Source organism: Brucella tritici (assembly GCF_008932295.1).
GTDB classification, from domain to species: Bacteria; Pseudomonadota; Alphaproteobacteria; order Rhizobiales; family Rhizobiaceae; genus Brucella; species Brucella tritici.
In genome coordinates this window covers 1-12,924 of record NZ_WBWA01000015.1, presented here as the reverse complement: position 1 = coordinate 12,924, position 12,924 = coordinate 1, and the positions used below count along the sequence as shown (strand labels likewise).

Genomic DNA, 12,924 nt, shown 5'->3' with positions numbered 1-12,924 from the left:
TGGCGCGTCTTGCGGGTTCCCGCAATTTTGCTGCGGGAACCCGCAAGACAGTTGCTTCATTCGGCCTTCACAGAAGGCTTCTCTTCTTTCATCCTCGCTTCACCAGAAAATTGCCCGCAAGACAAGAGCGTAAAATCGCGTCAGGCGCAGACTGGTGCCGTTGAGGAGCGGCGGTGCGGGAGGCTCGCATCACAATCAATTCAGACGATCCGAAGTGCCGGGGCGCTGCGGGTCGTATACTGGCAACCGGGAGGAATGAATGAAACTCGCAAAAATCCTTTTCGCATCCGCAGCACTGGCAGGCGTTCTCGCCGCTGGCAGCGCATTCGCCGACACATCGTCGAAGAAGATTGCATTCTCCAACAATTATGCTGGTAACTCATGGCGCCAGGCCATGCTGGAGAGCTGGGACAAGATCACCAAGGAAGCCGTGAAGGCTGGTGTGGTGGCCGCTGCCGACCCGTTCACGACCGCTGAAAATCAGGCCACAGAACAGGCCGCCCAGATCCAGAACATGATCCTGCAAGGCTATGACGCCATCGTCATCAACGCCGCTTCGCCGACCGCTTTGAACGGCGCAATCAAGGAAGCCTGCGATGCAGGCATCACGGTCGTTTCCTTTGACGGCACAGTCACGGAGCCTTGCGCATGGCGCATCGCGGTCGATTTCAAGGCGATGGGCGAAGGCCAGATCGACTATCTGGCAAAGCGCTTCCCCGATGGCGGCAATCTGCTTGAAATCCGCGGCCTTGCCGGTGTTTCGGTTGATGACAATATCCATGCCGGTATCGAAGAAGGTGTGAAGAAGCATTCGAAGTTCAAGGTCGTCGGCTCCGTCAATGGCGATTGGGCCGCAGACGTGGCACAGCGTGCCGTCGCTGGCATCCTCCCGAGCCTGCCGAAAATCGACGCAGTCGTGACGCAGGGCGGCGACGGCTATGGTGCTGCGCAGGCCTTCGCCGCTGCCAAGCGCGAAACGCCGATCATCATCATGGGCAACCGTGAAGACGAACTGCAGTGGTGGAAGAGCCAAAAGGACGCCAACGGCTATGAAACCATGTCGGTTTCGATTGCACCTGGCGTTTCCACACTTGCTTTCTGGGTTGCCCAGCAGATTCTCGACGGCAAGGACGTGAAGAAGGACCTCGTGGTTCCGTTCCTCAGCGTCAGCCAGGAATCGCTCGACAAGGACCTCGCCAACACCCAGAAGGGTGGCGTCGCCAATGTCGAATATTCGCTGGAAGACGCGCAGAAGGTCATCGACGCCGCCAAATAAGCCGGGCGTCCACATAATCGAGCGATTGGGGCGGGTTTCGTTCCCGCCCTTTTTGCATCGCCTATTCTTCAGCATTTCCAGCAATCAGTTGAGCATATGACAGAAGCAGCAGAGAAACGGGAGGTCGTCGCGGCGCGCAACATCCGCGTGCAGTTCGGTGCGGTAAAAGCACTGGATGGCGCCGAACTCGTGATCCGCGAAGGTGAATGTGTCGGGCTTGTCGGCCACAATGGCGCAGGCAAATCCACTATCGTCAATGTCATCAATGGCGGGTTGTCGCCGCATGAAGGCAGCGTTTCCTATCACGAGGAAACAGGATACGGCGTGGCGATGGCACGCAAGCACGGCGTGCGTTGCGTCTTTCAGGAATTGTCGCTGTTTCCGAACCTGACCATTGCCGAAAATGTTCGCATCATGCAGCGCGACCTGACCGGCGCTGGCTGGCGCGGCAAGGCCGTTGAACTGATTTCCAAAAAGCTCGACGAGATTTTTCCCGGCCACAAGATCGACTGCGCCGCGACTATCGATGAGCTTTCCATTGCCGAGCGCCAGATGGTCGAAATCGCCATCAACTTTACCGCGCCCGGCACTGCGCCAAAACTGGTTATTCTCGATGAACCGACGTCATCGCTTGATGCAGGCATTGCCGCGCAACTGATGGCCTATGTGCGCCGTTTCGTCGGCACCGGCGGCGCCGTTATCCTGATTTCGCATATGCTGGGTGAAATTCTCTCAACCTCCGACCGCATCGTGGTGATGAAGGACGGAAAGGTGGTCGCCAATCGCGCGGCAAAAGATTTCACCAACCGCAGCCTCGTCGAAGCCATGGGCAGCGTCGAGCGCGAAAAGGCCACGCGCCGCACCGCAAATACCGATGCGAGCGGCACGCCCGTTCTGTCCTTCGCCAAGCGCGCCACCGACATAAAGCCGTTTGAGGCTTTCAAGGGCGAAGTCATCGGCCTCGCCGGTCTGGCCGGGCACGGACAGACCAGGATGCTGCTCGATCTCTATTATGCACGGCGGCCGAACTGGGTTCCGGCTCGCAATTGCGAAATCGCCTTCGTTGCGGGCGATCGCAGCCTCAACGGCACTTTCCCGCTGTGGAGCATCCTGCACAATCTTACCATCGGCTCGCTGGACCGGCTGTCTTCGCTGAAACTCGTCGACCAGAAGCGGGAAGATGCCCTTGGCAGTGACTGGAAAGATCGCATCCAGATCCGCACGCCGGATATGGGCAACCGCATCCTGTCGCTGTCGGGCGGCAACCAGCAGAAAGTGCTTTTCGCCCGCGCACTGGCAACCAGCGCCAACACTATTTTGATGGACGATCCGATGCGTGGCGTCGATGTCGGCACCAAGCAGGAAGTCTATGAAATCCTGCGCCATGAGGCCGAAAACGGGCGCACATTCGTCTGGTACTCCACCGAAATGGACGAAATAGAACTTTGCGACCGTGTCTATGTTTTCCGCGACGGCGCTATCGTTGCGGAACTGACCGGCGAAGACATTACGGAAAAGAACGTGCTTGCAGCATCTTTTGAGGGAGGTCACGAATAATGCGCCTTTCCTCTTCCTCCATCCGCCTGCTGACGCCGGTTTTCTCGCTTGTTTTGCTGCTTGCCGCCGTCTTCTACATGCAGCCGCGCGCCATGAGCTATACCGGGCTGAACCTGTTGTTCAATCTGGCCGTCCCCATTGCGCTAGCGACCATCGCCCAGATGCTCATCATGGCGGTCAACGATCTCGATCTCTCAATGGGCACCTTCGTGAGTTTCGTGGTTTGTGTTGCCGCAACCTATCTCAACACCACGCCCGTCATCGGGGTATTGATCCTTGTGGCAGCCATTGCAGCTTATGCTGCGCTTGGCGCGCTGATCCACCTGCGTAATCTGCCCTCCATCGTCGTCACGCTTGGCATGAGCTTCGTCTGGGGCGGGTTTGCCGTTCTGCTGCTGCCCTCGCCCGGCGGACAGGCACCGGACTGGGCACGCTGGGTCATGACCGCCAAGCCGCCTTTCATGCCCATGGCCATTGTGGCCAGCATCCTGATCGCGGTTGTCACGCATTTCATTGTCATGCGCTCCACCTTCGGCGTGCTCATGCGTGGCGCGGGCGGTAACAGCCGCTCCATCGAGCGTGCAGGCTGGTCTGTCACCATGATCCGCGCCGGAACCTATGCACTGGCTGCCTTCTTCGCAGTGCTGGCAGGAATTGCGCTGGTCGGCCTCACCACATCGGCAGATGCCAATATCGCACTGCGCTATACGCTTCTTTCCATCGCGGGCGTCATTCTGGGCGGCGGTGAATTCGTCGGCGGACGCGTTTCCCCCATCGGTGCCGTTATCGGCGCACTGACTCTGACGCTTGCCGGGTCCTTCCTCTCCTTCATGCGCATTTCACCAGACTGGCAGATCGGCGCGCAAGGCGGCATTCTCATCGTGGTGCTGGCATTGCGCCTCTTCCTTAATCGCCTTGAAAAGAGGGAGAAAAAGCAATGAGCGGTTTCGCTATCCTTACCAACCGCCCGTGGATATGGTCGTTCATCGCCACTGCCGTCGTCTGGATCATCACCATCCTTTTTACCGGGGGCGCAGGCGCACATGGGCTCTCTCACGCGGCTTTCACTTTCGCCTCCTTCTCGGTGATCGTCGGCCTCGGGCAGATGTTCGTCATCACGCTCGGCCCCGGCAACATCGATCTGTCTGTCCCAGCCAACATGACGCTCGCCGCCACGCTGGCGCTGAAGCTCATGGATACCCAGGACGGCATGGTGCTGGCGGGGCTAGGCGTTGCCATTCTGGTTGGTGTTGCCATTGGCATCTGCAATTATGCGCTGATCAAGCTTCTACGCATTCCGCCCATCATCGCCACCTTGTCGATGAGCTTCCTGATCCAGTCCACCGCCATCTGGAGCAATCGCGGCCTGCGCGTAAAACCGCCTGAAAGCCTCGCGCAGTTCACCACATCCTCCACGCTCGGCATTCCCAACGTCGCCATCGTAGCGCTGATCCTGTCGGTCATCGGCTGGGTGCTTCTGAAGAAAAGCATCTATGGACGCTGGATTTCGGCAATCGGCCAGAACCCCTTCGCAGCGCGTATGGCGGGCGTTCCGGTCGATGGCACGCGCTTCGTCACCTATCTGCTCTGTGCAGTGCTCGCTTCGCTCTGCGGCTTCCTGCTTGCCTGCTTCTCGGGCGGTGCGGCGCTGAACATGGGTGCTGAATATCTTTTGATGTCGATTGCCGTTGTCATTATCGGCGGCACGGCGGTTGCTGGCGGCGATTCCAACATCCCCGGCATTTGGGGCGCCGCCCTCTTCATGTTCCTCATAGTTTCGATGCTCAACACCTACGGCTTCGGCGCCGGTGTCCGTCTTGTCCTGACCGGGCTCACCATCATTGCGGTGATTATCCTCGCCAGTGGCCGACGCGCCGAACGTTAAATTCCTTCGGAGTAACTTTCCTTGTCAAAAACTGTTTCGATTTACGAAATCCACGACGAGCGCTTCAAGCAGATGATCGTGCCGAGCGCCGATCTGGACGAACTTTACAGCGATTGCCGCTGGGCGGAAGGCCCGGTGTGGTTCGGTGACCAGAACTGCCTGCTGTGGAGCGACATTCCGAACCAGCGCATCCTGCGCTGGGTCCCGGAAGCCCCGGTTGGCGGCAGCGTTTCGGTGTTCCGCAGCCCGTCCAATTTTTCCAATGGAAACACGCGCGACCGTGAGGGACGCCTCGTCACCTGCGAGCATGGAGGTCGTCGCGTCACCCGTACGGAACCGGATGGCAGCATCACCGTGCTGGCGGACGGTTATCAGGGCAAGAAGCTCAATGCGCCCAACGACGTGATCGTGCGCTCGGACGGAACAATCTGGTTCACCGATCCGACCTACGGCATCATGGCCGATTATGAAGGCTATAAGGCCGAGCCGGAACAGCCGTCGCGCAATGTCTATCGGCTGGACCCGAAGACTGGCGAGATCAATGCCGTCGTAACCGACTTCCATCAGCCGAATGGCCTCGCCTTCTCGCCGGATGAAACCCGGCTCTATGTCGCCGACAGCGCCTATAGCCACGATGAGAATGCGCCGCGCCACATCCGTGTCTTCGATGTTGTGGACGGCGGCAAGCGGGTTACCGGCGGCGCCATATTCTGCACCATCGACAACGGCCTGCCGGATGGCTTCCGTTTCGATATTGACGGCAATCTGTGGACCAGCGCTGGCGACGGCGTGCACTGCTTCTCGCCGGAAGGCTCGCTTCTCGGCAAGATCAAGACGCCGCAGACGGTCGCCAATGTGACTTTCGGCGGTCCGCGCCGCAACCGGCTGTTCATTGCAGCGACCAAGTCGCTCTATGCGGTCTATCTCACCGTCACCGGCGCTCAATATCCTTGATAAAACAACGGCGGCTTTCCAAAACGAAAAGCCGCCGCTCTTTATAAGTATAGTAATTCATTGAAAAAACTGCATTCGCCGCACACCGCATTCACGCGAACATGCCAATAATGTTTCTTTATTTAAAACGGATCTTCCCGAAAACCGGAACGACCCGCATATCAGGACCGTGAATGACGGAACAAATCAAAGAATGATCTCTTCTGTCCTTCAGCGGTGCACTCAACAAGAAAGGCCCCAGCCTTGCAGATGAGTACACTGTCCCGATGCGCTGAGTTTTTATAACCCAATCGTCAACGCGGCGGAAACAGTTTGTCAACAAAACCGCTCAAATTACTGTGAGAAAAATTTGAAAGAACTACATATTCTCATAACGTTACCCGACATTTCATAGCATCTATATTAGCTATATCTATTTTATAGTCCTATTTATTTCCAATTCATTAGAAGAAATGCAGATAATCGGTCACGCCGAATGTCTGAGCTCCAGAGAGCGACGGCTCGGCGTCCGATAACGGATGTGACAGCCGCTGATACCCTGATATTCGACATCGACATCGACGCCAAAAACCTCGGCAATACGCTCTGCCCGCAAAACATCGCGTGGCGTGCCAAGCGCAACGAGATTGCCCTTGTCCATCACCACAATACGGTCGCAGAACATTGCGGCGTGGTTCAGGTCGTGCAAGGCGGCCACCACCGTCAGTTTCTGGCGGCTGACAAGATCGAGCAACCCGATCTGGTGCCCGATATCGAGATGATTGGTCGGCTCGTCCAGAAGCAAAATCTGCGGTTCCTGCGCCAGAGCGCGGGCAATATGCAGGCGCTGTCGTTCACCGCCGGAAAGCGTATGCCAGCAGCGGTCGGCCAGATGCGCCATATCGACATTGACCAGCGCCTGGTCAACGATAGCATCATCCTCTGCCGACCATGGCGACAGCGCGCCAAGATAGGGCGTCCGCCCGAGTTCGACCGCCTGGCGCGCCGTAATGCGTTCTGCCGTTCCTGCCTGCTGCTCGACCAGCGCCATTTTCCGGGCGATCTCGCGGCGGCTGAAACTGGCGATGGGCGCGCCGCACAGATTGATTTCGCCGACACGGCACCTGCGAACGCCGGATAGCAGGGAGAGAAAGCTGGTCTTTCCCGATCCGTTCGGCCCGATGATGCCAAGAAACTCACCTTCCGCCACTTCCAGCGAAACATTGCGCAAAATTTCGACATTGCCTGCCGACCAGCCGACATTGCGTGCTGAGAGGATCATGACGATGCCCTCCTTTGTCCAAGCAACAGGGCGAAGGCCGGTGCCCCGAACAAGGCCGTGATGACGCCGATTGGCAGAACCTGCCCCGGAATGATGATACGCGACAGAATATCGGCGACGATCATGAAGATCGCGCCTATGAGTGCTGCCGCGGGCAACAGCCTGCCGTGTCTGACCCCGACCACCATGCGCGCCGCATGGGGAATGACGAGACCGATAAAGCCGACAGAGCCGACGATGGAAACCATGACCGCCGTCATCATGGCGCTGACACCAATCAGCACCGCATAGACGCGACGCACCGGTATGCCGAGCGAAGCGGCGGATTCGGTTCCGAAGGTAAAGGCATCAAGCGCACGCGCATGCCACAGGCAGATGGCAAGCCCGATCAGGCAGGCAGGCAGGGCAAGAGTGACATCAGGCCAGCGCACGCCCGAAAGATTGCCCAAAAGCCAGAACATGATGCCGCGCGCCTGCTCCGCATTTGCGGCTTTTGTGACGATGAATGATGTCAGCGCATTGAAAAGCTGCGAACCGGCAATGCCTGCGAGGATGATCGCGCTGCTGCCGCGTCCGGCTCGCAACGCCAGCAGGGACACAAGGCAGAAAGCAACAATAGCGCCAATGAACGCACCCAGCGAAAGCGTCAGCACGCCAGCGCCTATGCCGAGAATGGCAACGCCGACCGCGCCCGTCGAAGCGCCGGCGGAAATGCCCAGAATATAAGGATCGGCGAGCGAGTTTCGGAGCAACGACTGCAGAATGACACCGGATATTGCGAGCGACGCGCCGCAACATGCCGCGATAACCGCACGGCTGAGGCGATAGCTCCAGACGATCCCTTCATCGATGGGCTCGAGCGGATATCCGGCATTCCACACCCGATTGGCCACGGTCTTCGCAACCACATCGAGCGGTATTGCTGTTTCGCCTATCGCCGCTCCTAGCCAAAGAGCAAGAAGAAGCAGGACAAGCGAAAAGGCCAGGAAGAACACGCCGGAGCGTGCCCTTCCCTTCTGTTTGAAGCCTGTTGTCGCCGCCCGAACCGTCACTTGTTCAGGCCCGAGGCGGCAATGTCGGCAGCAAGCGTTTCAATGCCTTCGATCACGCGAAGCGACGTGCTCATCGACTGTGCATCCATGTCGAAGACATGTTTGTCCTTAACCGCAGGCATCAGCTTCGTAACTGCATCGTTCTCGAGGAACTGGTGCTTGACGGCAATGTCGTCAGCCGGATAGCGACGGCGATCCAGCTTTGCAGCCACGATCATCGAAGGGTTCGATTTTGCAATCGTTTCCCATCCGACCGTCGGCCATTCTTCCTCGCTGTCGATCACATTCTTGATGCCGAGCGCCGAAAGAATATAGGCGGGCGCGCCGAACTTGCCTGCGACATAGGGATCGGCATCGACCTGCGTGCTGGAGAACCAGACGACAGCCGAAAGCTTTCCGTCCGCAGCCCCAATTTTTTCACGCGCAGCCGCTTCGCGCGCCTTCAGGTCGGCGACGAGTTTCTCGCCACGGTCCTGCACATCAAAGATTTGCGCCAGTTCGGTAATTTCCTGATAGACGATATCCATTTTGAACGCCGCTGTACGAACGCCGTCGCCACCGCCGGAATTGTCCTTGCCAACGCAATCGGATGGCGAAGTATAGGCCGGAATGCCCAGTTCCTCGAACTGTTCAGGCTTTGCCACGATCCCTGTCGGGCCGACATGCCACTGGAAATCTGCCGTCACGATATCCGGCTTCTGAGCCAGAACGCTTTCAAAGCTCGGATCATTATCGGCAAGCCGCTTGACCTTGGCATTCACCTCTTCAAAGCCTTTGAGAACAGGGCCGAACCACACTGCCGTGCCGACGACCTTGTCGCCGAGACCCAGGCTGTAAAGAATTTCTGTACTGCTCTGGCCAACTGCAACCGCGCGGGCGGGTGCCTGCTTGAAGGTAACGTCACGACCGCAATTTTTCAGAGTCAGCGGATATCGCGTTTCCGCTGCCTGAGCGGCCACACCGCCTGCGAGAAAAAATGCAGCCGCGCAAAAGGCGGCGCGAAACGGCATCTTGCCGAGAATATTCATGAAAGTCCCCGAAATGATGAGAGAAACACGCCCTGTCAGGCGGCGGATAAAGTCCGGCGCGGAAGACGAACAGGTATATCCGGGAACATATCGAAATCATGCGATAACGATGGGAGGAAGCGTCCTGCGACGCGGAAATCTGTCATAACCGGCTCCTGCTCCGGGCATCCCCGCCCGTGACAATGGACAACACTAAACGGCAGGTCTCCTGGCTCACGAATATCTGCTGTTCATCTGCCTTCCCGCGCTTCTCCGGCACAGTGGCATGACGCTTTGAACGTCACTAGGATGAACGGCAATCCGCTTACAGTTGCGGGGGCAGCCACGGTCTTGGCCCCTTTTCGGGTCGTCCTCACCGTGTTCCCTATTAATCCCCTTCGCTCTCGGTCGGGGAACCGTCGTTACACTATTACGTTGGCATATCGCCGCCGTCAAGCGCGTCTCGCGCTCTGTTTCGGCCTGCAATTTCAAGTGATTCGAAAGTCTGCCGCTTAAATTACGGCCAAACTATAGTCGCACATACTGGCCTATTGAATTTGTTTTTGGCAATATCCATGTAGACAACTCCCGCTAGAGGAGCGGGACTTTGGGGAGGTCCGCCGGAAGGCGGCATACATTCTATCTGGGAGGACATATGCGTAGATTTATTTTGGCCCTGACGTCGGTGGCGGCGTTGGCCATGGCAGGCTCTGCTTCCGCAGAAGACTATAAGGTGCTTGCGCCTGCGGCTCCGGGCGGCGGCTGGGACCAAACGGCACGCACGATGCAGAGCGCGCTTCAGGATGAAAAGATTTCCGGCAGCGTTCAGGTCATCAACGTTCCAGGCGCTGGCGGCACCATCGGCCTCGCTCAGTTTGTAAACCAGAACAAGGGCGACCCGAGCCAGCTCATCGTCGGCGGCTATGTCATGGTCGGCGCTATCCTGACCAACAAGTCGCCGGTGACACTCGATGCCATCACGCCGATTGCACGCCTCACAGGTGAATATGAAGCCATCGTCGTACCGGCATCTTCCGACATCCAGAATCTTGGCGATCTTGCCGCGAAGCTGAAGGCTGATCCGGGCTCCGTTTCGTGGGGCGGCGGTTCCGCAGGTGGCACCGATCACATCACCGCTGGCCTCTTTGCCAAGGCAGCAGGGGTCGACCCGACCAAGGTCAATTACATCGCCTTCTCCGGCGGCGGTGAAGCACTGGCGGCCATTCTCGGCAATCAGGTGACCGTTGGCATTTCCGGCTACGGCGAATTCGAAGCCCAGATCAAGGCTGGTACGCTGCGCATCATCGGCATTTCGAGCGACGAGCGCGTGGAAGGCATCGACGCACCGACCTTCAAGGAAGGCGGCGTGGATGTTTCGATCCAGAACTGGCGCATGGTGGGTGCGGCTCCCGGCATCACTGCCGAACAGGAAGCTGCCATCAATGCCGATATCGAGAAAATGGTGAAGTCCGCATCCTGGCAGAAGGCCCTGAAAGACAAGGGCTGGGCGGATACCTATCTCGCTGGCCCGGCATTCAAGGAGCAGCTTGCCAAGGACGTCGCCGCGACTGAGACCATCCTCAAGGAAATCGGCCTCGTCAAATGACAGGATCAGAACCGCAGGAAAACCGCCGCCCGGAAGGGGCGGCGCCAGATTTCGCCGCTCTTGTCATCGCCCTTGTTCTTGCAGCTGTCGCCATCGCCATTGCGTGGTCGACAACCTATGGCAACGACGTGACGAGCTACTCGCCGGTCGGCCCGAAAACCGTCCCCTATGTCGTTGCAGCCGGGTTGTTCGGCCTTGCCATATGGACCGTATTCGAAGCGCTTCGCGGTGATTTCCCCGAGCGTGAGCATCAGGAAATCGCCCCTATGGCATGGATCATCGGCGGCCTGGCTATCCAGATGCTGACGATGAAGACAGTCGGCTTTTCCCTGTCCACCGGCCTGCTTTTCGCAGCAACAGCACGCGGCTTCGGCTATCGCAAATTCTGGATCAGCGTTCCCGTCGGCATCGTCTTTGCCTTCGTGATCTGGTTCATCTTTGCGCGCGGCCTGCAGCTATCGCTGCCGTCCGGCTGGCTCGAACAATTCGTTTAGAGCATTCCCAGTTTTGACTGAAACATTGGAAATGCTCTAAGTCCTTGTTTTGTCGCATTATCCTACGCAAAGCCGCTTCGCGTTTTTGCTGGAAATGCTTTAAAGGCTAAGTGCCATCATGGATACTGTCGCACTTCTCGCCAACGGGCTTCTGGTGGCGCTTGAACCATCGAATCTTCTTTATGCGCTGATCGGCGTCACGCTCGGTACAGCCGTTGGCGTCCTGCCCGGCATTGGCCCGGCGCTCACCGTCGCGCTCCTTCTGCCCGTTACCTACAAGCTGGACCCGTCCGGCTCCCTCATTATGTTCGCGGGCATTTATTACGGCGGCATGTATGGCGGCTCAACCACATCGATCCTGCTGAATACGCCGGGAGAAAGCGCCTCCATCGTCACCGCGTTGGAGGGCAACAAGATGGCTCGGGCCGGACGTGGCGGGCCAGCACTTGCAACGGCGGCCATCGGCTCGTTCATTGCGGGCCTGATCGCCACTCTGGCGCTCGCCTTCGTAGCACCTTGGGTCGTGAAATTCGCCTTGTCCTTCGGGCCTTCCGAATATTTCGCGCTCATGCTTCTGGCTTTCATGACGGTCTCGGCCGCATTCGGCGATTCCACGCTGCGCGGATTGACATCCCTGTTCATCGGATTGGGGCTCGGCCTGATCGGCATCGACCAGTTGACCGGTCAGGCACGCCTTGTCATGGGAACGCCGAACCTGCTCGATGGCATCAATGTCACCACATTGGCAGTCGCGTTGTTCGCCATCGGTGAAACCCTTGCGGTCGTGTCGAAGAAGCTTCGGCCAGAAGATGAAGTCATTGCCGTCAAGGGTTCCGTCTGGATGACCAAAAACGACTGGAAACGCTCGTGGATGCCGTGGCTGCGCGGTACCGCCATCGGCTTTCCCATCGGGGCCATGCCTGCGGGCGGCGCTGATGTATCTAGCTTCCTTTCCTATTCGGCGGAACGACAGTTCTCGAAACATCCGGAAGAATTCGGTAAAGGCGCTATCGAAGGCGTTGCAGGGCCAGAGGCAGCCAACAATGCTTCCGCTGCCGGAACGCTCGTCCCGCTTCTGACGCTCGGCCTGCCCACCACGGCGACGGCTGCAATCATGCTCGCCGGTTTCCAGCAGTTCGGCCTGCAGCCCGGCCCCCTCCTGTTCGTGACCAATGCCACGCTGGTCTGGGGTCTGGTGGCGAGCCTTCTCGTCGCCAATCTGATGCTGCTGGTTCTCAACCTGCCGCTGATCGGCCTGTGGGTGAAGATGCTCACCATCCCGCGCCACTGGCTCTATGCAGGCATTCTGGTTTTCGCAACGCTTGGAACAATCGGCGCAAATGCTTCCACCTCCATGCTGTTCGGCCTGCCGGTCTCATTCGAGCTTGGCCTGCTTCTGGCATTCGGTGTGCTGGGCTATGTGCTGCGACGCTTCTCATATCCCATCGCGCCGGTTGTCGTCGGCCTGATCCTCGGACCGATGGCAGAAAAAAGCTTGCGTCAGGCTTTGCAGATCAGCCAGGGAAACCCGATGACTCTGGTCCATTCCTGGGTATCGATTGTGCTGATCGCACTGGCGATTGCCGCAGTCGTCGTCCCCATGATCATGCGCCAGCGCGGCAAAGGCGAATTGCTGAGCCAGATGGCGACAGACGAAGACTAAAAACAAAAGCAACGGTGTTAGGCGTCAAGCACCGTTGCGTTGGCGTCTCGCATTCTAGCATTTAGGATGATGATCATTTTACGCATGACGGCGACAAGTGCGACCTTTCCGGGCTTTCCTTGCTGCTTGAGACGCGTGAAGAATGCCTTCATGTCGGGATCGAAACGAA

11 protein-coding genes, 1 pseudogene and 1 riboswitch are annotated in these 12,924 nt (G+C 58.2%); of the genes and pseudogenes, 8 read left to right on the top strand and 4 right to left on the bottom strand.

The features are described from left to right. The first annotated feature begins 259 nt into the window (after window positions 1–259). The 5 genes from F9K91_RS15515 (at window position 260) to F9K91_RS15495 (ending at window position 5,672) form a co-directional block, all read left to right on the top strand. Window positions 260–1,276, top strand: coding sequence for an ABC transporter substrate-binding protein (locus tag F9K91_RS15515; RefSeq protein ID WP_151554446.1), 1,017 nt, complete (start codon window positions 260–262; stop codon window positions 1,274–1,276). A 96-nt stretch (window positions 1,277–1,372) separates the two neighbouring features. Continuing rightward, window positions 1,373–2,833, top strand: a complete 1,461-nt coding sequence (locus F9K91_RS15510) for an ATP-binding cassette domain-containing protein (RefSeq protein ID WP_151678149.1) — start codon at window positions 1,373–1,375, stop codon at window positions 2,831–2,833. Further along, entirely contained in the window at window positions 2,833–3,774 is a 942-nt protein-coding gene (locus tag F9K91_RS15505) for an ABC transporter permease (RefSeq protein ID WP_151554444.1), read from the top strand. Before F9K91_RS15510 ends, F9K91_RS15505 begins: the two co-directional genes overlap by 1 nt. After that, on the top strand, window positions 3,771–4,718 hold the full coding sequence (locus F9K91_RS15500; protein WP_151554443.1) for an ABC transporter permease: 948 nt from the start codon (window positions 3,771–3,773) through the stop codon (window positions 4,716–4,718). The genes F9K91_RS15505 and F9K91_RS15500 overlap by 4 nt, the downstream gene beginning before the upstream one ends. A 72-nt stretch (window positions 4,719–4,790) precedes the next feature. Further along, window positions 4,791–5,672, top strand: a complete 882-nt coding sequence (locus F9K91_RS15495) for an SMP-30/gluconolactonase/LRE family protein (protein WP_151678189.1) — start codon at window positions 4,791–4,793, stop codon at window positions 5,670–5,672. Window positions 5,673–6,138: 466 nt separating this feature from the next. Here the strand turns inward: F9K91_RS15495 and F9K91_RS15490 are convergent, their stop codons facing one another. From F9K91_RS15490 to F9K91_RS15480, 3 genes are read right to left on the bottom strand one after another with little or no spacing between them, the layout of a single operon-like run. Further along, on the bottom strand, window positions 6,139–6,933 hold the full coding sequence (locus tag F9K91_RS15490; RefSeq protein ID WP_151554442.1) for an ABC transporter ATP-binding protein: 795 nt from the start codon (window positions 6,931–6,933) through the stop codon (window positions 6,139–6,141). Next, entirely contained in the window at window positions 6,930–7,985 is a 1,056-nt protein-coding gene (locus F9K91_RS15485) for a FecCD family ABC transporter permease (RefSeq protein ID WP_151554441.1), read from the bottom strand. The genes F9K91_RS15490 and F9K91_RS15485 overlap by 4 nt, the downstream gene beginning before the upstream one ends. Next, window positions 7,982–9,013 carry an ABC transporter substrate-binding protein gene (locus F9K91_RS15480; RefSeq protein WP_151554440.1) on the bottom strand — a complete coding sequence of 344 codons (1,032 nt, stop codon included), beginning with the start codon at window positions 9,011–9,013 and terminating at the stop codon, window positions 7,982–7,984. Before F9K91_RS15480 ends, F9K91_RS15485 begins: the two co-directional genes overlap by 4 nt. A gap of 181 nt (window positions 9,014–9,194) precedes the next feature. Next, a riboswitch (cobalamin riboswitch) is annotated at window positions 9,195–9,424 on the bottom strand. Window positions 9,425–9,647: 223 nt separating this feature from the next. Here F9K91_RS15480 and F9K91_RS15475 point away from each other — a divergent pair. The 3 genes from F9K91_RS15475 (at window position 9,648) to F9K91_RS15465 (ending at window position 12,755) form a co-directional block, all read left to right on the top strand. Next, entirely contained in the window at window positions 9,648–10,598 is a 951-nt protein-coding gene (locus tag F9K91_RS15475; protein WP_151554439.1) for a Bug family tripartite tricarboxylate transporter substrate binding protein, read from the top strand. Then, a complete protein-coding gene (locus tag F9K91_RS15470; protein WP_151678148.1) occupies window positions 10,595–11,092 on the top strand; it encodes a tripartite tricarboxylate transporter TctB family protein in 498 nt (165 codons plus the stop codon). Before F9K91_RS15475 ends, F9K91_RS15470 begins: the two co-directional genes overlap by 4 nt. A 118-nt stretch (window positions 11,093–11,210) precedes the next feature. Beyond that, complete coding sequence (locus F9K91_RS15465; protein ID WP_151650974.1) at window positions 11,211–12,755, top strand: tripartite tricarboxylate transporter permease; 1,545 nt, start codon at window positions 11,211–11,213, stop codon at window positions 12,753–12,755. A 17-nt stretch (window positions 12,756–12,772) separates the two neighbouring features. Here F9K91_RS15465 and F9K91_RS26345 read toward each other — a convergent pair. Continuing rightward, window positions 12,773–12,924, bottom strand: a pseudogene (locus tag F9K91_RS26345) (IS110 family transposase); the annotation flags it as partial.

Excerpts from the sequence above, each read along its gene's own strand:
- F9K91_RS15510 (WP_151678149.1), top strand. The coding sequence starts at position 1,373 with ATGACAGAAGCAGCAGAGAAACGGGAGGTCGTCGCGGCGCGCAACATC.
- F9K91_RS15495 (WP_151678189.1), top strand. The coding sequence starts at position 4,791 with ATGATCGTGCCGAGCGCCGATCTGGACGAACTTTACAGCGATTGCCGC.
- F9K91_RS15465 (WP_151650974.1), top strand. The coding sequence starts at position 11,211 with ATGGATACTGTCGCACTTCTCGCCAACGGGCTTCTGGTGGCGCTTGAA.
- F9K91_RS15500 (WP_151554443.1), top strand. The coding sequence starts at position 3,771 with ATGAGCGGTTTCGCTATCCTTACCAACCGCCCGTGGATATGGTCGTTC.
- F9K91_RS15470 (WP_151678148.1), top strand. The coding sequence starts at position 10,595 with ATGACAGGATCAGAACCGCAGGAAAACCGCCGCCCGGAAGGGGCGGCG.
- F9K91_RS15505 (WP_151554444.1), top strand. The coding sequence starts at position 2,833 with ATGCGCCTTTCCTCTTCCTCCATCCGCCTGCTGACGCCGGTTTTCTCG.
- F9K91_RS15490 (WP_151554442.1), bottom strand. The coding sequence starts at position 6,933 with ATGATCCTCTCAGCACGCAATGTCGGCTGGTCGGCAGGCAATGTCGAA.
- F9K91_RS15480 (WP_151554440.1), bottom strand. The coding sequence starts at position 9,013 with ATGAATATTCTCGGCAAGATGCCGTTTCGCGCCGCCTTTTGCGCGGCT.
- F9K91_RS15475 (WP_151554439.1), top strand. The coding sequence starts at position 9,648 with ATGCGTAGATTTATTTTGGCCCTGACGTCGGTGGCGGCGTTGGCCATG.
- F9K91_RS15515 (WP_151554446.1), top strand. The coding sequence starts at position 260 with ATGAAACTCGCAAAAATCCTTTTCGCATCCGCAGCACTGGCAGGCGTT.